The organism is Limimaricola litoreus (assembly GCF_024159025.1).
Taxonomy (GTDB): domain Bacteria; phylum Pseudomonadota; class Alphaproteobacteria; order Rhodobacterales; family Rhodobacteraceae; genus Limimaricola; species Limimaricola litoreus.
On sequence record NZ_JAMYXC010000217.1, the window covers coordinates 12,741 to 32,746 of the forward strand.

At 69.5% G+C, this 20,006-nt stretch carries 19 protein-coding genes; 10 read left to right on the forward strand and 9 right to left on the reverse strand.

Features of this window, described 5'->3' with window-relative positions:
- The first annotated feature begins 35 nt into the window (after positions 1 to 35).
- Positions 36 to 749, forward strand: coding sequence for a rhomboid family intramembrane serine protease (locus NHG85_RS14460; protein ID WP_253333572.1), 714 nt, complete (start codon positions 36 to 38; stop codon positions 747 to 749).
- Here the strand turns inward: NHG85_RS14460 and murJ are convergent.
- The 3 genes from murJ to NHG85_RS14475 are packed head-to-tail and all read right to left on the reverse strand — an operon-like array spanning position 746 to position 6,292.
- Positions 746 to 2,332 carry a murein biosynthesis integral membrane protein MurJ gene (murJ, locus tag NHG85_RS14465; RefSeq protein ID WP_253333574.1) on the reverse strand — a complete coding sequence of 529 codons (1,587 nt, stop codon included), beginning with the start codon at positions 2,330 to 2,332 and terminating at the stop codon, positions 746 to 748. The two genes, NHG85_RS14460 and murJ, sit on opposite strands and share 4 nt — an antisense overlap.
- Complete coding sequence (locus NHG85_RS14470; RefSeq protein ID WP_253333576.1) at positions 2,329 to 5,148, reverse strand: [protein-PII] uridylyltransferase; 2,820 nt, start codon at positions 5,146 to 5,148, stop codon at positions 2,329 to 2,331. The genes murJ and NHG85_RS14470 overlap by 4 nt, the downstream gene beginning before the upstream one ends.
- A complete protein-coding gene (locus tag NHG85_RS14475) occupies positions 5,108 to 6,292 on the reverse strand; it encodes an ABC transporter substrate-binding protein (protein ID WP_253333625.1) in 1,185 nt (394 codons plus the stop codon). Before NHG85_RS14475 ends, NHG85_RS14470 begins: the two co-directional genes overlap by 41 nt.
- A 109-nt stretch (positions 6,293 to 6,401) precedes the next feature.
- On the opposite strand from NHG85_RS14475, the gene rsmI reads away from it, so the two are divergent.
- The 3 genes from rsmI (at position 6,402) to gshB (ending at position 8,863) form a co-directional block, all read left to right on the forward strand.
- A complete protein-coding gene (gene rsmI / locus NHG85_RS14480) occupies positions 6,402 to 7,253 on the forward strand; it encodes a 16S rRNA (cytidine(1402)-2'-O)-methyltransferase (RefSeq protein WP_253333628.1) in 852 nt (283 codons plus the stop codon).
- 127 nt (positions 7,254 to 7,380) lie between these two features.
- Positions 7,381 to 7,803 (forward strand): YraN family protein, encoded by a 423-nt coding sequence (locus NHG85_RS14485; RefSeq protein WP_253333578.1) that lies wholly within the window; start codon positions 7,381 to 7,383, stop codon positions 7,801 to 7,803.
- 112 nt (positions 7,804 to 7,915) lie between these two features.
- Positions 7,916 to 8,863, forward strand: coding sequence for a glutathione synthase (gshB, locus tag NHG85_RS14490; RefSeq protein ID WP_253333580.1), 948 nt, complete (start codon positions 7,916 to 7,918; stop codon positions 8,861 to 8,863).
- Between the two features lie 22 nt (positions 8,864 to 8,885).
- Here the strand turns inward: gshB and NHG85_RS14495 are convergent, their stop codons facing one another.
- The 3 genes from NHG85_RS14495 to cobU form a co-directional block, all read right to left on the reverse strand.
- Entirely contained in the window at positions 8,886 to 10,397 is a 1,512-nt protein-coding gene (locus NHG85_RS14495) for a YifB family Mg chelatase-like AAA ATPase (RefSeq protein WP_253333630.1), read from the reverse strand.
- Positions 10,398 to 10,459: 62 nt separating this feature from the next.
- Positions 10,460 to 11,026: a histidine phosphatase family protein gene (locus tag NHG85_RS14500; RefSeq protein WP_253333582.1), complete on the reverse strand. Its 567-nt coding sequence runs from the start codon at positions 11,024 to 11,026 to the stop codon at positions 10,460 to 10,462.
- Positions 11,023 to 11,547 (reverse strand): bifunctional adenosylcobinamide kinase/adenosylcobinamide-phosphate guanylyltransferase, encoded by a 525-nt coding sequence (gene cobU / locus NHG85_RS14505; protein WP_253333584.1) that lies wholly within the window; start codon positions 11,545 to 11,547, stop codon positions 11,023 to 11,025. The genes NHG85_RS14500 and cobU overlap by 4 nt, the downstream gene beginning before the upstream one ends.
- Before the next feature lie 108 nt (positions 11,548 to 11,655).
- Here cobU and NHG85_RS14510 point away from each other — a divergent pair, with 108 nt between their 5' ends.
- The 6 genes from NHG85_RS14510 (at position 11,656) to NHG85_RS14535 (ending at position 17,964) form a co-directional block, all read left to right on the forward strand.
- Entirely contained in the window at positions 11,656 to 12,534 is an 879-nt protein-coding gene (locus NHG85_RS14510) for an RNA polymerase factor sigma-32 (protein WP_253333586.1), read from the forward strand.
- A gap of 64 nt (positions 12,535 to 12,598) precedes the next feature.
- On the forward strand, positions 12,599 to 13,822 hold the full coding sequence (coaBC, locus tag NHG85_RS14515) for a bifunctional phosphopantothenoylcysteine decarboxylase/phosphopantothenate--cysteine ligase CoaBC (RefSeq protein WP_253333588.1): 1,224 nt from the start codon (positions 12,599 to 12,601) through the stop codon (positions 13,820 to 13,822).
- A gap of 12 nt (positions 13,823 to 13,834) precedes the next feature.
- Positions 13,835 to 14,311 (forward strand): dUTP diphosphatase, encoded by a 477-nt coding sequence (gene dut, locus NHG85_RS14520; protein ID WP_253333590.1) that lies wholly within the window; start codon positions 13,835 to 13,837, stop codon positions 14,309 to 14,311.
- Complete coding sequence (locus NHG85_RS14525; RefSeq protein WP_253333592.1) at positions 14,308 to 15,369, forward strand: HesA/MoeB/ThiF family protein; 1,062 nt, start codon at positions 14,308 to 14,310, stop codon at positions 15,367 to 15,369. Before dut ends, NHG85_RS14525 begins: the two co-directional genes overlap by 4 nt.
- Positions 15,370 to 15,391: 22 nt before the next feature.
- Positions 15,392 to 17,407, forward strand: coding sequence for a M3 family metallopeptidase (locus tag NHG85_RS14530; protein WP_253333594.1), 2,016 nt, complete (start codon positions 15,392 to 15,394; stop codon positions 17,405 to 17,407).
- A gap of 95 nt (positions 17,408 to 17,502) precedes the next feature.
- Positions 17,503 to 17,964 carry a PRC-barrel domain-containing protein gene (locus NHG85_RS14535; protein WP_253333596.1) on the forward strand — a complete coding sequence of 154 codons (462 nt, stop codon included), beginning with the start codon at positions 17,503 to 17,505 and terminating at the stop codon, positions 17,962 to 17,964.
- Between the two features lie 83 nt (positions 17,965 to 18,047).
- Here the strand turns inward: NHG85_RS14535 and NHG85_RS14540 are convergent, their stop codons facing one another.
- The 3 genes from NHG85_RS14540 to NHG85_RS14550 all read right to left on the reverse strand — a co-directional run bounded on the left by NHG85_RS14540 (position 18,048) and on the right by NHG85_RS14550 (position 19,989).
- A complete protein-coding gene (locus NHG85_RS14540) occupies positions 18,048 to 18,299 on the reverse strand; it encodes a hypothetical protein (RefSeq protein ID WP_253333598.1) in 252 nt (83 codons plus the stop codon).
- Between the two features lie 144 nt (positions 18,300 to 18,443).
- On the reverse strand, positions 18,444 to 19,322 hold the full coding sequence (locus NHG85_RS14545; protein ID WP_253333600.1) for a cation diffusion facilitator family transporter: 879 nt from the start codon (positions 19,320 to 19,322) through the stop codon (positions 18,444 to 18,446).
- Between the two features lie 4 nt (positions 19,323 to 19,326).
- Entirely contained in the window at positions 19,327 to 19,989 is a 663-nt protein-coding gene (locus tag NHG85_RS14550; RefSeq protein ID WP_370363030.1) for an SH3 domain-containing protein, read from the reverse strand.
- Between the last annotated feature and the right edge of the window lie 17 nt (positions 19,990 to 20,006).

Genomic DNA, 20,006 nt, shown 5'->3' on the forward strand with positions numbered 1-20,006 from the left:
ATGCCCCTTGTCGAGGTCAACCGAAGGGGGCGAAGATGCGACCGCAGGGATATTATCCGAGGCCCGATCCGAACCACGCCCCGATGGAGGGGCCGTTCGGCACGCTGCCGCCGCTGATCGTGGTGCTGGCGCTGGTCATGGCGGGGATCGAGGCGGCGCTGTCGCTCGGCGCCACCGGGCTCGTCGGCGGGCCGCAGGCGATCGGCTGGCGCATCGGCGCGATCGAGGGCTTCGGCTTCTCGCCCGCCGTGTTCGACCGGCTGGCCCTGCGCTGGGACTGGGGCCTTGCCTCGCGGCTTTTGAGCTACCCCTTCGTGCACATGAGCCTGACCCATGCGCTCTTTGCCGTGGCGCTGCTTCTGGCGCTGGGCAAATTCGTGGGCGAGGTGCTGCACCCGCTGGCGCTCGGCCTGCTGTTGCTGGTGACGACGCTGGCGGGGGCGCTGGCCTTCGGGATGTTCATCTCGACCAACTATCCGCTGATCGGCGCCTACCCGGCGGTCTACGGGCTGATCGGGGCCTTCACCTACCTGACGTGGCTGCAGCTGGGGCGCAACGGCGCGAACCGGCTCGCCGCCTTTCGACTGATCGGGGTGCTGCTGGGGCTGCAACTGGTGTTCGGCCTGATGTTCGGCGCCGACCCCGCATGGGTGGCCGACGCCGCCGGTTTCATCGCCGGGATCGCGCTGTCGCCGCTTCTGGCGCCGGGCGGCGCGCGCGGCTTTCTCGCACGGATGCGAACGCGCTAGCGCCGCACCGCGCGGCGGAACTCGGCCAGCCGGAAGGCGCCCAGAAGCTGGCCGAAGCCGAAATAGGCCGCCATGCCGAGCGCCACGAGCAGAGCCAGCGCCATGTAGCGTATCATGGGCGTGGCGAGGAACGGGCCGAGCAGCGCCGCGCAGCCCAGAAGCACCACCCCCATCAGCGCCGAGGCGCCGCAGATCCGCCACAGCCGGCGGCGGAAGCGGTCATCCCATTCGGCCGCCGACCCCATGGTGCGTGAGCCGCGCCACAACAGCCAGACCATGGCCCAGCCCGCCAGCGTCGTGCCCAGCGCCGCGGCGATGAAGCCGATCACAGGGGCGAGGCCGACCGCCACCACCGCGTTGACCAGCATCGCCACGAGCGCGTAGCGAAACGGGCTCTTGGTGTCCTCGCGCGCGAAGAACAGCGGCTGCAGCGCCTTTTGCAGAACGAAGGCGGGCAGGCCGAGGCCGTAGACCGCCACGGTGAGCGCGGTGGCCATGGTGTCGTCGGTGGTGAAGGCACCGCGCTCGAACAGCACCGACACGAGCGGCACCGGGATCACCACGAGCGCCACGGCGGCAGGGATGGTAAGCGCGAGGCTCATCTCGGCGGCGCGGTTGAAGGCATCGCGCCCGCCCGCCTCGTCGCCCGCGCGCAGGCGGCGCGACAGATCCGGCAAAAGCACCACGCCCACCGCGATGCCGACCACGCCAAGCGGCAGCTGGTAGAGCCGGTCGGCATAGTTGAGCCAGGCCACGGCCCCGTCGAAGAAGCTCGCCACTTGGCGACCCACCAGGAGGTTGATCTGCACCACGCCGCCCGCCAGCGCGGCGGGGGCGGCGATGGCGGCGAGCTTCTTCAGCTCGGGCGTCATGCGCGGCCGGGCAAGCCGCAGGTGAAAGCCCGCGTGCTTGGCGGCGATCCAGACGAGGGCGAGCTGCGCGAGACCCGCGAGCGGCACCGCCGCGGCCAGCGTATCGCCGACGCGCAGCCCCAGCGCCCGGTCGAGCCCCAGCCCGAGGCTTTCAGAGAGATCGCGCCCCAGCGCCGCGCCGACCAGAACGGCGGCGATGAAGATGACGTTGAGCAGCACCGGTGCCGCGGCGGCGGCCATGAAGCGGCCCGTGGCGTTGAGCACGCCCGAGACCAGCGCGGCCAGCGAGATGAACAGGATGTAGGGAAAGGCCAGACGCCCGTATTCGACCGCGAGATCGAAGCGCTCGTCCTCGACAAAGCCCGAGGCCATGGCGAAGACGAGGCCGGGCATGGCGAGGATGCCGATCACGGTGAAGAGGGTGAGCAGGAAAGCCATGCCCGCGAAGGCCTCCTGCGCGAAGCGCTCCGCGTCCTCGCCCGCCTCGACCTTTTTCGAGAACATCGGCACGAAGGCCATGTTGAACGCGCCCTCGGCAAAGAAGCGGCGAAACATGTTGGGCAGGGAGAAGGCCACGAGAAAGGCCTCGGCCACCGGGCCCGCGCCGAGATAGCCCGCGATCATGATGTCGCGCGCGAATCCGAAGACGCGGGAGAGCAGGGTCCAGATGCCGACGGTGAGAAAGCCCTGCACGAGGCGGATGGGCTTCAAGACACGGCCCTCCGCGCGCCCGCTTCGATGGCCTCGCGCAGGCGTCGCTCCAGCGCGCGCTGCTTGGTCTCAGAATGGTATTTCAATCCGAACATGTCCTTGACGTAGAAGGTATCGACCGCCTGCTCCCCATAGGTCGCGATGACGGCGGAGGAAATATAGACATTCGCCGCGGCCAGCGTGCGGGTCAGGTCGAACAGCAGGCCGGGGCGGTCGCGGGTGTCGACCTCGATGATGGTGAAGATCTCCGAGCCTTCGTTGTCGAAGGCGATCGAGGTCGGCACGCGAAAGGCGCGCTCGCGCTTGCGGATCTTGTCGCGGTCCTTGATCGCGTCGCGCGTCACCACCTCGCCGCGCAGCGTCTTGCCGATCATCTGCTCGAGCCGGGGCAGGCGGGTTTCCTCATAAGGGTGCCCCTCGGCGTCCTGGATCCAGAAGACGGCGGTGCAGAGCCCGTCCTTGGCGGTATAGGTGCGCGCATCGACGATATTGGCCCCCACCAGCGCCAGCGCACCGGTGAGCCGCGAGAACAGCCCCGGATGATCGGTGGTGGCAAAGCTCGCCCGCGTGGCGTCGCGGTCGGCGTCGAGCATGAGGTCGATGCGGATCTCGTCCGCGCCGAGGCCGCGCAGGAGATGCGCGAAGGTGACGTGGCTGTCGAGCGGCAGGCCCTGCCAGTAGGGGCCGTAATGCCGGTTGATCTCGGCCCGGCGCTCCGGCTGCGGCCAGTCCTGCAGCGCCGCGCGCAAAGCCTTCTTGGCTTCGGCCTCGCGCGCGCCGCGGCTGAGATCCTCGAGCCCGGTGGCAAGCGCCTCCTCGGTGGCAGTGTAGAGGCTGCGCAGCAGCATGGCCTTCCAGTTGTTCCAGGTGCCGGGGCCGACGCCGCGGATGTCGCAGACGGTGAGCACGCACAGAAGGTCGAGCCGCTCCTTGGTCTTCACCGCGCGGGCAAAGTCGCGCACGGTGCGCGGCTCGGAGATGTCGCGCTTTTGCGCCATGTCCGACATCAGCAGGTGATGGCGCACCAGCCATTCGACCGTCTCGCTGTCCTTGCGGTTGAGACCGAGCCGGGGGCAGACCCGGCGCGCGATCTGCGCGCCCAGCACCGAGTGGTCCTCGTCGCGCCCCTTGCCGATGTCGTGCAGCAGCAGCGCGACGTAGAGCACCCGGCGGTTCACCCCGGCCTTGAGGATCGAGGAGGCCACGGGCAGCTCCTCGACCAGCTCCTCGCGCTCGATCTGCGCCAGGGTGGAGATGCACTGGATGGTATGCTCGTCGACCGTGTAGTGGTGATACATGTTGAACTGCATCATCGCGACGATCGGCGCGAACTCGGGCAGGAAGGCCGCAAGAAGACCCAGCTCGTTCATGCGCCTGAGCGCCCGTTCGGGGTTGCCGCGCCGGATCATCAGGTCGAGGAAGATGCGGTTGGCCTCGCGGTCCTCGCGCAGCTTCGCGTCGATCAGGTGCAGGTTGGCCGAGATCAGCCGCATCGCATCGGGATGCAGCAGGTGGCCGGTGCGCAGGCTTTCATCGAAGATCCTGAGCAGGTTCACCGGATCGGCGAGGAAGGCCGCCTCGTCCGCCACGTCGAGCCGGTTGTGCACGATGCGATAGGGCGGGCGGGCGCGCTTGCGCCGTGCCAGAAGCCGCGTCAGCATCGGCTCGGATTTCAGATGCGTGGCTTCCTGAGCGGTCAGGAAGATGCGCGTCAGCTCGCCCACGCGGGTGGCGTGACGAAAGTAGTCCTGCATGAAATGCTCGACCGCGCGCCGCCCGCCGCCATCGACATAGCCCATGCGCTCGGCCAGCTCGACCTGCAGATCGAAGGTAAGCTGGTCCATCGCCCGGTTGGTGACGAGGTGCAGGTGACAGCGCACCGCCCAGAGGAAATCCTCGGCGCGCACGAATTCGGCGTATTCCTCCTCGGTGAAGACGCCGTGCTCCACGAGTTCGGCCGCATCCTGCACGCCGTAGACGTATTTGCCGATCCAGTAGAGCGACTGCAGGTCGCGCAGGCCGCCCTTGCCCTCCTTGACGTTGGGCTCGACGACGTAGCGCTGACCGCCTTGCTTGATGTGGCGCGCATCGCGCTCGGCCAGCTTGGCGGCGATGAATTCGGGCGCGGTGGAGCGGAACAGCTCGGCCCAGAGCCGCTCGCGCAGGCTGGCGGCAAGCGCCGTGTCCCCGGCGAGGCGGCGACATTCGATCAGCGAGGTACGGATCGTGAAATCCTCCTTCGCCAGGCGCAGGCAGTCCTTCACGGTGCGGCTGGCATGGCCGACCTTCAGCTTGAGATCCCACAGCATGTAGAGCATCGATTCGATGACGCTCTCGGCCCAGGGGGTGATCTTCCACGGCGTGAGAAACAGCAGATCCACGTCCGAATGCGGCGCCATCTCGCCGCGCCCGTAGCCGCCCACGGCCATGAGCGAGAGCCGCTCGCCCTCGGTCGGGTTGTGCAGCGGATGCATCTCGCGGGCCATGTCGAAGCAGGCGGTGACGATCCGGTCGGTCAGCCAGGCATGGGCCCGCGTGACCGGGCGGGCGGCGAAGGGCCGTGTGGCAAAGGCGCGGGCGATGGCGTCGCGCCCCGTGCGGCGGGCCTGCGACAGGACGGTGACGACGGCGCGCCGGGTAGCCATCGGGTCGGCCGCTTCCTCGCGCGCCCCGCGCAAGGCCTCGGCCACGGCCTCGCTGTCGAAAATGTCTCGCGCCGGAAGGATCAGATCCTCCGGCGCGTCGGTGGTGTCGGGCTTTTCGTAAGGCGCGGGCTTACGAGCCGGCGCGGCCGAAGCCTGTGGGAGCAGCGTCAAGGATAACCACCTGGTTGTTGCGGATCGTGGCGACCGCCAGGCCGCGCTGGTTGGTGCCGTTGGACAGCAGCCGGAAGATGCCCGAGGTGCCCTTGAAGCCCTGGCTCTGGACCAGCGCATTGCGGGCCAGCGCATCGGCCCGCCCGGTGGCGGCCAGCGCGCCGATGGCGGCGATGCCGTCATAGGCAAGACCCGCCAGCGGATGCGGCTGCGCGCCGTAGGTGGCCGAGTAGCGCTGTTCGAAGGCGCGGGTGCGGGCGGTGTCGGGCACGGCGAAGAGGCCGTTCTGCAGCCCCGGCAGCGCCAGTGCCTGCGGCGCCGCGTCCCAGCGGGTCAGGCCCATCATGCGCGCCTGCTGCGGCGTGATCCCGGCTTCCTTGAGCGCGGTGGCGAGGATCGGCAGGTCGGCGTTGACGCCGGCGGTGGTGAAGACGCCGGTGGCGCCGGTGCCGCGCACCGTTTCTGCCACGCGCGGCGCGGCCGATTGCACGCCGGCCTGGCTCAGCTCATAGGCCTGCGTGCCGGCCACGGCCCCGCCGGAGCTGTTGACGGCATTGACGATCGCGTCGCGGCCGATCGCGCCCTGCAGGTCGTTGCCATAGGCCACGACGTAGCGGTCGATGCCGTTGGCGCGGCCGTATTGCACCAGCCGCGTCGCGGTGTTGGAGAAGGTCGGCCCGAGGATGAAGACGTTGCCGCCCGCGATGGTCGGGTTGTTCGAGAAGGCCAGCACGTTGACGCCCGCCTCGGCCGCGGCGACACCCGCTGCATTGGCGGCCTCGGCGTAGAGCGGCCCGAGGATGATCTGCGCGCCCTCGGCCACGGCGGTGCCCGCGGCCTGCGCGGCGCGGGTCGGATCGCCGGCGGTCGGATAGACCTTCATGTCGATCTCGACATTGCCCAGGTCGGCGATGGCGAGCCGGGCGGCGTTCTCGAGGTTGGAGGCGAGAAGCTGGTCGCTTTGCTGCGACGAGCCTGCGGGCACGAGGAGCGCCACTTTCACCGGCGCGCCGGGGGTGACGCGCTGGGCGTCGGAGACCGGGCCGGTGGCCACGATCGGCTGGCAGGCGGCGAGCCAGAGGATGGAGAACAGGGCGAGAAGTCGGGCCGCGGCCTTGCGGGGCTGCGTCAAACGGGCGATCATGGGCATCACTTTCTCCGGCACAAGCGCGGGGCGGGTTCGCAACCAATCATAAACCGGGGCGGGCAGGGGTCCAGTGACGAATTTCGAAACCAGGCCGGTCGCGCCGGGGTTGCACTTCGTGGCGACCCCGATCGGGACGGCGCGCGACATCACGCTGCGCGCGCTCGATCTTCTGGCCGGCGCCGACGCGCTGGCCGCCGAGGACACGCGCACGCTGCGCAAGCTCATGGAGATCCACGGCGTTCCGCTGAACGGTCGGCCGCTTCTGGCCTATCACGACCATTCGGGCGCGCAGGACCGCGCACGCATTCTCGCGGTGCTCGAAGGCGGCGGCTCGGTGGCCTATGTCTCCGAAGCCGGTACGCCGCTCGTCGCCGATCCGGGCTATGCGCTGGGCCGCGCCGCCATCGCGGGCGGGCACAAGGTGCTTGCCGCGCCGGGGGCCTCGGCAGTGCTCGCGGCGCTGGCGGTCTCGGGGCTGCCGACCGACCGCTTCGCCTTCGCGGGCTTCCTGCCGCCCGCCAAGACCCAGCGCGAGACCGAGATTGCGGCGCTCAGATCGCTGTCCTTCACGCTGGTGCTCTACGAGAGCCCCAAGCGCGTTCACGAGTTGTTAGCCTCTTTGCGCGATGTTCTGGGAGGAGAACGGCAAGTGGCGTTGTGCCGCGAGCTCACCAAGCGGTTCGAGGAGGTGATCCGCGGCACGACGTCGGAGGTCTGCGAGGCCATCGAGGGGCGCACGCTCAAGGGCGAGATCGTCGTGCTCGTGGGGCGCGCCGAGACGGAGGAGGTCAGCGGCGCCGATCTGGAGACGGCGCTGCGCGATGCGATGCGCCGGATGCGCATGAAGGATGCGGCGACGGCCGTGGCAGGCGCGCTGGGCCTGCCGCGGCGCGAGGTCTACCAGGCGGCGCTGGCGCTGGAAAAGAGGCCCGACGATGCAGATGGAGATGGCTCTTGAGGGCGGCGGCCCGCTGACGGCGCGGCGGCGGAAGCGGGGCGGTTTGGCCGTGGAGGCGACCGGCACGGCGCCGCAGCTTTGCCTCGATCTTTCGCCCGTAGACCGACTGCCGCGGCCAACCCGGCCCATGCCTCCCGCGACGGCTCGACCCGACGCCCCGCAGCCATCGACAAGCCTGGCCTCGGCTCGCGCCGAACGCGGACGCCGAGGCTATCTCTCCGGCCTTGCCGCTGAGGACAGCGTCGCGCGGCATTACGCGCGGCACGGCGCGATCATCGAAGCGCGGCGCTGGCGCGGCCCGGGCGGCGAGATCGACCTGATCGCGCGTGAAGGCACACGCCTCGTCTTCGTCGAGGTCAAGGCCAGCCGCAGCGTCGACGCCGCCATCGCCCGCCTTACCCGCCGCCAGATCGAACGCATCTGCCGTTCGGCCGAGGCCTATTGCGGCGACGCGCCCGATGGGCTGCTGACGGAGATGCGCTTCGATCTTGCCCTCGTGGACGGGCAGGGCGCGGTGCATATCATCGAGAACGCCTTCGGCGGAGGTTGATCCGGACCCGGTCCGGCGCTCATGTGCAGCCGGGCGCAGGCCCCGCGCATTGCGGCGGCGGCGCAGTTGCGTCATGGATCGACAAACGCGTTCCCAGCCAAAGGCCGCCGCCATGCCCAAGCCCCTCAAGGTCGCTCTGCAGATGGACCCGATCGCAAGCGTCGATATCGACGGCGATACCACTTTCCGCATCGGGGAGGAGGCGCAGGCGCGCGGTCACGAGCTGTTCTACTACACGCCCGACCGTCTCGCCTTTCAGGAAGGCCGGGTGACGGCGCGCGGCTGGCCGCTGGAACTGCGCCGCGAAAAGGGCAACCACTACAGCCTCGGCGAAGAACAGGAGGTCGATCTTTCGACCATGGACGTGGTCTGGCTGCGTCAGGACCCGCCCTTTGACATGGGCTACATTACCACGACGCATCTGCTGGACATGATCCACCCCGGTACGCTGGTGGTGAATGACCCCTTCTGGGTGCGCAACTACCCCGAAAAACTGCTGGTGCTGGAATTCGCGGACCTGACCCCGCCCACCGCCATCGCCCGCGATCTCGCGACGCTGCGGTCCTTCCGCGACAAGCATGGCGACATTATCCTCAAGCCGCTCTACGGCAATGGCGGGGCGGGGGTGTTCAAGCTGCACAGCGAGGACGGCAACCTCGCCTCGCTGCACGAGATGTTCAGCGGCATCAACCGCGAGCCGCTGATCGTGCAGAAGTTCCTGCCCGCCGTGACCAAGGGCGACAAGCGGGTGCTGCTCGTCGATGGCGATCCGGTGGGTGCGATCAACCGCGTCCCGGCCAAGGGCGAGACCCGCTCGAACATGCATGTCGGCGGGCGGCCCGAAAAGGTCGAGCTGACCGAGCGCGACCGCGAGATCTGCGCTAGGATCGGCCCGCTTTTGAAGGAAAAGGGCCAGATCCTCGTCGGGATCGATGTGATCGGCGACTGGCTGACCGAGATCAACGTGACCTCGCCCACCGGCATTCAGGAGCTGGAACGCTTCGACGGCGTCAATGTCGCGGCTAAGATCTGGGAAGCGATCGAGGCGAAGCGCGGCTAAGGCGTCCCATCGAAGCCGCGGCTCAGGCCTCGCGCCCCAAGGCGAGGCGGTAGCCCACCGCTTCGGCCACGTGACCGCGCCGGACCGTTTCCGATCCTTCGAGATCGGCGATGGTCCGCGCCACCCGCAGTACGCGGTGATAGCCGCGCGCCGAAAGGCCGAAGCGTTCGGCCACGCGCAGCAGCAGCTCGCGCCCCTCGGCATCGGGGGCCGCGATCTCTTCGAGCAGCCGCCCTTCGGCATCGGCGTTGACCCGCGCGTCGGTTTCGGCAAAACGCGCCGTCTGGATCTCGCGCGCCGCCGCGACGCGCAGGGCGACCTCCCTTGATCCTTCGGGTGGCTCGGGCAGGTCGAGATCGGTGAAGGCCACGGGCGGCACCTCGACCCGAAGGTCGATGCGGTCCATCAGCGGGCCGGAAATGCGCCCCAGATACTCCTCGCCGCAGCCGGGCGCGCGGGCGCAGGCGCGGGCCGGGTCGGACAGGTAGCCGCAGCGGCAGGGGTTGGCCGCGGCGATCAGCAGGAAACGGCAGGGATAGCGCAGATGCGCATTGGCACGCGCGACCACGACCTCTCCGGTTTCGATCGGCTGGCGCAGGGTTTCGAGCACGGTGCGTGGAAACTCGGGCAGCTCGTCCATGAACAATACGCCGTTATGCGCGAGGCTGATCTCGCCGGGCTTGGCCCCGCGCCCGCCGCCCGCGATGGCCGCGATCGAGGCGGTGTGATGCGGCTCGCGAAAGGGGCGGGCCCTGTTGATGCCGCCATCGGTGAGAAGCCCCGAAACCGAGTGGATCATTGAGGTTTCCAGCGCCTCGACGGGCGAGAGCGGCGGCAGGATGCCGGGCAGGCGCGCCGCCAGCATCGATTTGCCCGAGCCGGGCGTGCCGACCAGTAGCAGGTGATGCCGCCCGGCGGCGGCGATTTCCAGCGCCCGCTTGGCGCGCTCCTGTCCCTTCACGTCGCGCAGGTCCCGCGCGGGCGCGTCCGGTGCGGCGAGGCCCGGCTGCGCGGGGGCGATGATCTGCTGCCCGGTGAAGTGCCGGATCGCGCGGGCGAGCGTCGGCGCCGCGATCACCTCGACCGCCTCGACCCAGGCGGCTTCTGCTCCGCAGGCGGCGGGGCAGAGCAGGCGGCGGCCTTCCTCGGCGGCGGCCATGGCGGCGGGCAGAGCGCCGATGACGGGCACGAGATCGCCCGAAAGCGACAACTCGCCCAAGGCCACCGTGGCCGCGACATCCTCCTCGGGCAGCACCTCGATCGCGGCGAGCAGCGCCAGCGCGATCGGCAGATCGAAATGCGAGCCCTCCTTGGGTAGGTCGGCGGGAGACAGGTTCACCGTGACCCGCTTGGACGGCAGCGCGATGGACAGCGCCGAGAGCGCCGCGCGCACCCGCTCCTTCGCCTCGCTCACTGCCTTGTCGGGCAGGCCGACGATGGTGAAGCCCGGCATCCCGGCGGTCACGGCGCATTGCACCTCGACCAGCCGCGCCTCGACCCCTTCGAAGGCCACCGTGTAGGCCCGCGCCACCATCTTCATGTCCTCCCCGATGCGAAGGCTGGCAGGGCAGGGGTTTAGGAAAGGTTAACCCCGGTTCAGGGCAGGGTGTTGATCTCGGCGGCCTGCCAGCCATCGCCCCCGCGCGTGATCCGGGTGAGCGACAGCGGCTCGATCCTGTGGCCGAAGGCCTCATGGGCCGTGCAACCAAGCGCGCGCTGCAACTGCGTCAGGATCACCCCGAAATGCGCCACCACGATCAGGTCGCCGCCGCTCCAGAGCCGATCGATCGCCGCGTCGCAGCGGGCGCGCAGCGCGTTCCAGCTTTCGCCGCCGGGCGGGGCGACATCGCCGGGCCGATCCCAGAAATCGCGGATCAGCGCCGGGTTTTCGGCCTCGATCTCGTCATGGCGCATCAGCTCCCACGCGCCGAAATGGATTTCACGCAGATCGGGCTCGTGCGGCAGGCGGGGTCGCGCAGCCGCCACCGCGTCGGCGGTGCGCACCGCACGGTCGAGTGTCGAGGAGACCACCGATGCCTCGGGCAGCCGTGCCGCAAGGCGGGCGAGGGCGGCGGTGTCGGACAGGTCGGCGGGCAGGTCGGACCAGCCGCACATCCCCTTGGCATGGGTCGGCCCGTGCCGGATCAGCCATAGCGCGCTCATGGCATCTGCCCCTTGAGCACGAAGGGCAGCCCCGCCATTACGCCGATCACCGTGTCGGCCCGCGCGGCGAGGCGGCGGTTGAAGCCGCCCTGCACCGCGCGAAACCGCCGCGCCAGCGCGTTGTCGGGCACGATCCCGGCGCCGACCTCGTTGGAGACGATCACCACCGGCGCGGCGCAGGCGCCGAGCGCGGCGAAGAGGCGCGCGGTCTCGGTTTCGATATCGGCCTCGGCCAGCAGCAGGTTCGACAGCCACAGCGTCGCGCAATCGATCAGCACGGTGTCGCTGTTCGCGAGGCCGGAAATGGCCGATCCGGGGTCGTGCGGCGCCTCGATCGTGTGCCAGCCCGGCCCGCGCGCGATGCGGTGGCGGGTGATCTTGTCGCGCATCTCCGCGTCGAAGGCCTGCGCCGTCGCGACATAGACGCGCCGCCCGCCGGCCTTTTGCACAAGGCCTTCGGCGATGTCCGACTTGCCCGAAGCGGCGCCGCCTAGAACCAACGTCAATTTCTGCAAGGCCATCTGGGAAACTTTCTGAGCGATCGCGGCGTTAATGGGTCAGCAAGGTGACTAGCAGGCCGTCCGGCCATGGCAAGAACACCGACCCTTCAATGTCCCGGGGACGATGACATGGCTTTTGACGGATTTGCGGACCAGTCGATGACCCGCAACGCGATGCGGGCGGAACTCTTGGATGCCGAGACCGAACTGCGACTCGCTTACGCCTGGCGCGATCAGCGTTGCGAGAAATCGCTGCACCGGCTCATCACCGCCTATATGCGGCTCGCCATTTCCATGGCGTCGAAATTTCGTCGCTACGGCGCGCCGATGAACGACCTCATTCAGGAGGCCTCTCTCGGCCTCATGAAGGCGGCCGACAAGTTCGACCCCGACCGGGGCGTGCGTTTTTCGACCTACGCGGTCTGGTGGATCAAGGCCTCGATCCAGGATTACGTGATGCGCAACTGGTCGATGGTGCGCACCGGCTCCACCTCTTCGCAGAAGTCGCTCTTCTTCAACATGCGCCGGGTGCAGGCCCGGATCGAGCGCGAGGCCGCGGCCGAGGGGCGCGAGCTGGACGGTGCGACGCTGCGCAAGATGATCGCCAAGGAAGTGGGCGTGCCGCTTGCCGATGTGGAGATGATGGAAGGTCGGCTTTCGGGCTCTGACTTCTCGCTCAACGCCACCCAGTCGACCGAGGACGAGGGGCGCGAATGGATCGAGGCGCTGGTCGATGACGGGCAGCAGGCCGCCGAACTGGTGCAGAACAGCCATGACACGGAAATGCTGCGCCAGTGGCTTCTCAGCGCGCTGACCGCCCTGAACGCCCGCGAGCAGTTCATCGTGCGCGAGCGCAAGCTGCGCGATGATCCCCGCACGCTCGAAAGCCTCGGTGATGAGCTGGGCCTGTCCAAGGAGCGGGTGCGCCAGCTCGAAGCCGCCGCCTTCGGCAAGATGCGCCGCAGCCTCGAGACGCAATCGCGCGAGGTGCGCGGTCTCTTCGCCTGAGCCCCGATTGCTCACGGCCCGACAAGCGCCTAGGGTCGCCCTGCACTGACTGCGGGGCGAAGCCATGTCGCATATTCTCCTGATCATCGGCGGCGGCATCGCGGCCTACAAGTCGCTCGAGCTGATCCGACAGCTGTCGAAGGCGGGCCACGAGGTGACGCCGGTGATGACCGAAAGCGCGGGCCAGTTCGTCACGCCGCTGTCGGTTTCGGCCTTGGCGGGCAGGAAGGTGCACGAGGCGCTGTTCGACCTTACTGCCGAGGCCGAGATGGGCCATATCCAGCTGTCGCGCGTGGCCGATCTGCTTGTCGTGGCCCCCGCCACCGCCGACATGATGGCCAAGATGGCGCAGGGGCGCGCCTCGGACCTCGCCTCTACTCTGCTTCTCGCCACCGACACGCCGGTGATGATCGCGCCCGCGATGAACGTGCGGATGTGGGCGCATCCGGCGACGCAACGCAATCTCGCCACGCTGAAGGCGGATGGCGTCACGGTGGTCGGCCCCGACGAGGGCGAGATGGCCTGCGGCGAGTTCGGGCCGGGGCGGATGTCCGAACCCGCCGCCATCCTCGCCGCGATCGAGCGGGCACTGCGCCCGGATGAGGGGCCGCTCTCGGGGCGGCACCTGCTGGTCACCTCCGGGCCCACGCATGAGCCGATCGACCCGGTGCGCTACATCGCCAACCGCTCTTCCGGTGCGCAGGGTACGGCCATCGCCGTGGCGCTGCTGCGGCTCGGCGCTCGGGTGACCTTCGTGACCGGCCCCGCCAGCGCGGCCCCGCCCGAGGGCGCCGAGGTGGTGAAGGTTGAGACCGCCGCCGAGATGCTCGCCGCCGTCGAGGCGGCGCTGCCCGCCGATGCCGCCGTCTTCGCCGCCGCCGTGGCCGATTGGCGGGTCGAAACGGCGCAGGCGTGCAAGATCAAGAAGCGCGCCGGGGCGTTGCCGGGGCTGTCGCTGGCCGAGAATCCCGACATCCTCGCCCGCGTGGCGGGCATGGCGGTGGGGCGGCCCGACCTCGTCGTGGGCTTTGCCGCCGAAACCGACGAGGTGATCTCGCACGCCACCGCCAAGCGGGCGCGCAAGGGCTGCGACTGGATCCTCGCCAACGACGTCTCGCCCGGAACCGGGATCATGGGCGGCACCGAGAACGCCGTGACGCTGATCACCGCGGAGGGAGCAGAGGACTGGCCGCGCATGTCGAAGAGGGCGGTGGCCGCGCGGCTCGCGGATCGGTTGGCCGAGGCGCTCGGGTCCTCTGGCGGGACCGCCTCCGGCGGGCGTATTTGAGGAAAGATGAACATGGAATCGCGCATCGGGGTAAGGCTGTGCTGGGCCGAGGGGGCGGATCGCAGCCTGCCCTTGCCCGCCTACCAGACGGCGGGGGCGGCGGGGGCCGACCTTCTGGCCAATCTTCAGCCTCAGGATCGCGAAAACGGTATTGCCCTTGCCCCCGGCGCGCGGGCGCTAGTGCCCACCGGGCTGCGCATCGCGGTGCCCGAGGGGCATGAGCTGCAGCTCAGGCCGCGCTCGGGGCTGGCGCTGAAGCACGGAATCACCCTGCCCAACAGCCCCGGTACCATCGACAGCGATTACCGCGGCCCCCTCGGGGTCATCGTGCTGAACGCCGGGCAGGAAGCCTTCACCGTGACCCATGGCATGCGCATTGCCCAAGGCGTGCTGGCACCGGTGGTCCGCGCGGCCTTCGAGATGGTCGGGGATCTGGATGAAACCACGCGCGGCGCGGGCGGCTTCGGCTCGACCGGGGGGCTCGCGTGATTCTCGTCGGCGTGATGATCGCGACGCTGTGGGGCATCGGCGCGCTGACCGGCGCGCCGCGTCAGGCGCGGCTCTACATGGTCGGGCTGCTGATGACCGGCGTGATCGCCGGGCACCTGATCCTGCCCGATGGCCACCCGCTGCGCATGGCGACGGGGGGCGAGGCGGCGTTGTGGCTGCTGATCCTCGCGGGCGGGGCGATGGTCTGGGGCTATGGGCGGGGGCTGCGCCTGCTGAAAGCGCGCGCCGCGCCGGTCGAGGTCCCCGCGCCGCGCAAGGGCTTTTCCGAGACCGAGCTGACCCGTTACGCCCGCCACATCACCTTGCGCGAGATCGGCGGGCCGGGGCAGGGGGCGCTCAAACGCGCGCGTGTGCTGGTCATTGGTGCAGGGGGCTTGGGCTGCCCGGCGCTGACCTATCTCGCGGCCGCGGGCGTCGGCACCATCGGAGTGATCGATGACGACGATGTCGATCTGAGCAACCTCGGGAGGCAGGTGCTGTTCGACGAGGCGCAGATCGGCAGGCCCAAGGTCCACGCCGCTGCCGAAAAGCTGCGCGCCCAGAACCCGCATGTTGAGATCCGCCCCTATGCGCGGCGCCTGACCTCCGAGATCGCCGAGGAGCTGTTCGGCGATTACGACCTGATCCTCGATGGCACCGACAACTTCGCCACGCGTGAGACCGTCAATGCCGCCACTGTCGCCACCGCGAGACCGCTCGTTGCCGCCGCTCTGACCCAGTGGGAGGGGCAGATCTCGCTCTACGAGCCCGCGCGCGGCACGCCCTGCTGGGCCTGCGTCTTTCCCGAAAAGCCCGAGGCCTCGCTCATCCCCTCCTGCGCCGAGGCGGGCGTGCTCTCGCCGCTGCCGGGGATCATTGGCGCGATGATGGCCGCCGAGGCGATCAAGCGGCTGACCGGGGCAGGCGAGACGCTGGCCGGGCGGCTGATGATCCATGACACGCTCTATGCCGAGACGCGGGTCATCCGCATCAAGCCGCGCGCGGGCTGCGCCACCTGCGACGGGCGGGGGCTGGAAGCGGGGGGCGCAGCCCCATAGGTTTCCTGCAAAGGAGACCCGCATGACCAACCCGCTACTGGCGCCCTGGGACACGCCCTTCGGCCTGCCGCCTTACGATCTCATCGAGGATGCCCACTGGATGCCCGCCGCCGAGGCGGTCCTTTCCGAGGCGCGCGAAGCCATCGAGGCGATCGCCGCCGACCCCGAAGCTCCCAGCTTTGCCAATACCATCGCCGCGCTGGAGATGGCGGACGAGGGGCTGGGCCGGGTCTTCGGCGCCTTCTACGCCATGGCCGGCGCCGACAGCTCACCCGCCCGCCAGGCGCTGCAGCGCGATTTCGCGCCGATGTTGTCGGCCCATACCTCATGGGTGATCGGCAACCGCGAACTGTTCGACCGGATCGACGCGCTCTGGCTGGCGCGCGAGACACTGGATCTCGGGCCGGAAGAGGCGCGGGTCCTGATGCTCACCCATCGGCGTTTCGTGCGGGCGGGCGCCAAGCTCGAAGGGGCAGAGGCCGAGCGCATGGCCGAGATCCGCGCGCGGCTGTCCGTGCTGGGCACGCAGTTCTCGCAGAACCTGCTCAAGGACGAATCGAGCTGGACCCTGCCGCTGTCGGAGGCGGATCTCGCCGATCTGCCCGAGGGACTGCGCTCGGCCGCGCGCGCGGCGGGCAATGAGGCGGGGCCGGTGATCACCCTGTCGCGCTCGCTGGTCGTGCCCTTCTTGCAATATTCGCCGAACCGGGCGCTGCGCAGACAGGCCTTTGAGGCCTGGATCGCGCGCGGCATGAATGGCGGCGAGACCGACAACCGTGCCATCGCGGCCGAGACGTTGAAACTGCGCGAGGAGCGCGCGAAGCTTCTGGGCCATGACGACTACGCCTCGTGGAAGCTCGAGACCGAGATGGCCAGGACACCCGAGGCGGTGCGCGAGCTGCTGCAGGCGGTCTGGACCCCGGCGCGGGCGGCGGCGAACGCGGATGCGGCGATCTACGCCGACATGCTGCACGCCGATGGCCATGAGGGGCCGCTGGAGCCGTGGGACTGGCGCTACTACGCCGAAGCCCGCCGCTTGACCGAGCACGAGATCGATGACGGCACGCTCAAGCCCTATCTCCAGCTCGACCGGATGATCGAGGCGGCGTTTTCCGTCGCGCACCGCCTGTTCGGCATCGAAGCGCGCGAGATCGAGGCGCCGGTCTATCACCCCGACGCCCGGACCTTCGAGATCACCAGGGGCGGCGAACACCTCGCCGTCTTCGTCGGCGACTGGTTCGCGCGGCCCTCCAAGCGGTCCGGTGCATGGTGCACCACGATGCGCGATCAGCATCGCATGGGCGGGCAGGAGGTACGCCCCCTCGTGCTCAATGTCTGCAACTTCGCCAAGCCGGACGAGGGCGCGCCCGCGCTTTTGTCCTTCGACGACGCGCGCACGCTGTTCCACGAGTTCGGCCACGCGCTGCATCAGATGCTGTCGGACGTGACCTACGAGAGCATTTCGGGCACCTCCGTGGCGCGCGATTTCGTGGAGCTGCCGAGCCAGCTCTTCGAGCATTGGCTCGAAGTGCCGCAGGTGCTGCGCGAGTTCGCCACCCATGCCGAGACGGGCGCGCCGATGCCCGAGGCGCTGATGGAGAAGATGCTGGCGGCGGCGAATTTCGACCAGGGCTTCGCCACGGTCGAGCAGGCCTCATCGGCGATCGTCGATCTGGAGTTTCACTGCGGTGCGGCCCCCGCCGATCCGATGCAGCGGCAGGCCGAGGTGCTCGAGGCGATCGGCATGCCGCGCGCCATCGTCATGCGCCACGCGACGCCGCATTTCGCGCATGTCTTCTCGGGCGACGGTTACGCCGCGGGCTACTACAGCTACCTGTGGTCTGAGATGATGGATGCCGACGCCTTCGAGGCCTTTCGCGAGGCGGGTGATCCCTTCGATGCCGAGACCGCGCGCAAGCTCGAGGCGCACGTGCTCTCGCGCGGTGGATCGGAAGAGGCGGGGCTGCTCTACGAGCGGTTTCGCGGTGCCATGCCCAGCGTCGAGGCCCTGCTGCGCGGGCGTGGGCTGGCAGCCTGAGCCGCACGGTACGGAACGGAACGCGGGGGGATCGGAACTCTGTCGTACCCGGGCCGTTGAGGGGGCAACAGTGAACGACGACAAGGAATACCGAGATGAAACTTCTTACCGCAAGCGCCCTCGCTCTCTCCGTCGCCGCCACCGGCGCGCTGGCTGAAACCCATGCCATGACCGAGACCTCGGCCATGACGAGCGCCGATATGGCGGGCATGCAGGGCGAGCTGATCCGCACCCGCGACATCACCGGCGGTGCGATCTACACCACCAACGAGGCCGATGACGAAGGCTGGGACACCGTCGGCACCTATGACGCGCTTGGCCCGGACTGGAACGAGATCGGCGAGATCGAGGACGTGGTCCTGTCGCGCGACGGCCAGATGGTCGGCGTCGTGGCCGAGGTCGGCGGCTTTCTCGACATCGCCGACAAGCACGTGATGCTGGCCACCGGCGACGTCCGCCTCGTGGCGGTCGATGACCGCAGCTATGCCATCGTCACGCGCATGAGCGAAGAGCAGCTCGAAGAACTCGAAGGCGTCGACGAAGGCTTCTGGGACTGATCTCTTCACGGATCGTCACACCCGATGGAAAAGGGGGCGCGGATCACCGCGCCCCCTTTTTCGCATCCTGTGGCTAGCGCGGTTCAGCGCGCCTTGCGATGCGCCTCCGCCGCTTCGGAAATATGGTGCATCTCGTCGGCCAGTGCGCCCTCGATCGACAGCCCCTCGCCGGGGACCGCGCCGGGGTCTTCCTCGGCGGCGCTCATATGGCTGCGGTCCCGGACATATTCGCGCAAGGCATCGCCTTCCGCACCGTCGAGCGCGGCCAGCAGATGGGCGAGCACCTTGCGTTGCGCCAGAAGGCGGCCTTCGAGGGTTTCGAGCGTTACGGTCATGGCGGCCTCCGGAAATCATGTCTGTGGCAGGCCAACGTCGCCCGCTCCTGCGCTGTTCCCATGGGGTCGGGCGCATGGCCATTGCCGTGAATGCCTCCTCTTGTCGGTGCGGCCTTTCTCATGCAGCTGCGGCACTGCTCCGGTTCAAACCGGGTCCTTGTGGATGATCACGTCGGCACGCGGGTAGCGCGCGAGGATCGCATGCTTGAGCCCGGCGCCGATGGCGTGGGCCTCGTGCAGGCTCTGCGCCCCGTCGAGCTCGATATGCAGGTTCACGAAGACCCGCCCGCCAGAGCGCCGGGTGCGCAGGTCGTGATGGCCGTGCACGCCGGGAAAGCCGCGGGCGATCGCCTCGATCCCGGCCACGGTCTCGGCATCGACGGCGCGGTCCATCAGCGCGTCCCAGGCGTCGCGCCCGATCCGCAGCGCGCCATGCGCCATCAGGAGCGCCGCGCTGATGGCGACGACCGGGTCGATCCAACCCAGCCCGAAGCGGCGCGAGGCCCATAGCGCGCCGATGGCGCCGATCGCGGGGATCAGATCGCCGAGGTAATGCAGCGAATCCGCCGCCACCACGCGGTTGCCGGTGGCACGCGCCACGTGCCGCTGCCAGGCCACGAGCGCGAGGGTCAGGGCGATGGAGAGCGCCATCACCGCGATGCCCGCGCCTTCGGACATCGGCACCGCCGGCGCCGGGTTGGCCAGCCGCTGCGCGCCCGCGCCACCGATCAGCGCCGCGGAGCCGAGGATGAACAGGCACTGGCCCAGCGCCGCGAGATCCTCGGCCGAGCCGTGACCGAAGGCATGGTCGTCATCGGCGGGGCGGGCGGCATAGGTGATCGCGGCGAGCGCGCCGAGCGACATCGCCAGATCGAGCGCGGAATCGGCCAGCGTCGCCGCGACGGAGAGCGCGCCGGTCTGGAACAAGGCCCACAGCTTGGCCGCGATCAGGATCAGCGCCACCGACACGGAAGCGATCCCGGCCGAGAGGTTCAGCCGGTCCTCGTGGCTCCGCGCCGCCATGCGCTCAGTCCCGGATCTCGTCCGGGGTCACCCCCCAAAGATCGGCCTTGGGGGCCCAGCCCTTGTAACCGCCCGCGGTCAGGCGGCACCACTCCGGTTCGCACTCGCCCAAGCGCGCCACCACGCCGGCCTCCAGCTGTGCCACCACCGCGGCGTCGGCGCGCGGCTTGGCGCGCAGGGGGAGGGTTTCGGCATCGACGATGACGCTGCGCACGCCCGAGAGCATCGCGTAATGCATCCAGCCGCCGACACCTTCGCGGTCCGTGACCCGGCGCCAGTGGCCGTATTCGGCGGTGACCTGCAGGGGCATGTCCCGGCGCAGGAAGACCCAGTCGATGCGGTGCGACAGCGACGGCCCGCGCCGCACGTTGCCCCGGTCGGTCGAGAGCGACACGAAGCGCGGCAAGGGCAGGTTGGTCTCGGGGCCGCGGGTGGGGCCCTTGGGCAGGGCAATCTCGCGTGGGGTGCTCGCCCCGACCTCCGCCGGCGGGGCCGCTGTCGCGACGGCCGCCGCGAGGGCAGAGGCGACATCCGGGGCCGGCTGGGTCGGCGCCGATGCGCCGAGATCGGCGGGGCGCAGCTTCGGGCGCGTCTCATCCTGCTGCGCGAGCGCGGGCTGTGCCGCGAAAGCCACCAGCAACGCCGCGATTGGTCCGAAATTCATCATTCGAGCTGTATCCGTCC

Coding starts and splice junctions, on each gene's coding strand:
- NHG85_RS14500 (WP_253333582.1), bottom strand. CDS start 11,026: ATGAGCGCGCTATGGCTGATCCGGCACGGGCCGACCCATGCCAAGGGG.
- NHG85_RS14530 (WP_253333594.1), top strand. CDS start 15,392: ATGACCAACCCGCTACTGGCGCCCTGGGACACGCCCTTCGGCCTGCCG.
- NHG85_RS14540 (WP_253333598.1), bottom strand. CDS start 18,299: ATGACCGTAACGCTCGAAACCCTCGAAGGCCGCCTTCTGGCGCAACGC.
- NHG85_RS14485 (WP_253333578.1), top strand. CDS start 7,381: ATGCCTCCCGCGACGGCTCGACCCGACGCCCCGCAGCCATCGACAAGC.
- NHG85_RS14510 (WP_253333586.1), top strand. CDS start 11,656: ATGGCTTTTGACGGATTTGCGGACCAGTCGATGACCCGCAACGCGATG.
- NHG85_RS14495 (WP_253333630.1), bottom strand. CDS start 10,397: ATGGTGGCGCGGGCCTACACGGTGGCCTTCGAAGGGGTCGAGGCGCGG.
- dut (WP_253333590.1), top strand. CDS start 13,835: ATGGAATCGCGCATCGGGGTAAGGCTGTGCTGGGCCGAGGGGGCGGAT.
- NHG85_RS14460 (WP_253333572.1), top strand. CDS start 36: ATGCGACCGCAGGGATATTATCCGAGGCCCGATCCGAACCACGCCCCG.
- cobU (WP_253333584.1), bottom strand. CDS start 11,547: ATGGCCTTGCAGAAATTGACGTTGGTTCTAGGCGGCGCCGCTTCGGGC.
- gshB (WP_253333580.1), top strand. CDS start 7,916: ATGCCCAAGCCCCTCAAGGTCGCTCTGCAGATGGACCCGATCGCAAGC.
- NHG85_RS14550 (WP_370363030.1), bottom strand. CDS start 19,989: ATGATGAATTTCGGACCAATCGCGGCGTTGCTGGTGGCTTTCGCGGCA.
- NHG85_RS14475 (WP_253333625.1), bottom strand. CDS start 6,292: ATGATCGCCCGTTTGACGCAGCCCCGCAAGGCCGCGGCCCGACTTCTC.
- NHG85_RS14535 (WP_253333596.1), top strand. CDS start 17,503: ATGAAACTTCTTACCGCAAGCGCCCTCGCTCTCTCCGTCGCCGCCACC.
- coaBC (WP_253333588.1), top strand. CDS start 12,599: ATGTCGCATATTCTCCTGATCATCGGCGGCGGCATCGCGGCCTACAAG.
- NHG85_RS14545 (WP_253333600.1), bottom strand. CDS start 19,322: ATGGCGGCGCGGAGCCACGAGGACCGGCTGAACCTCTCGGCCGGGATC.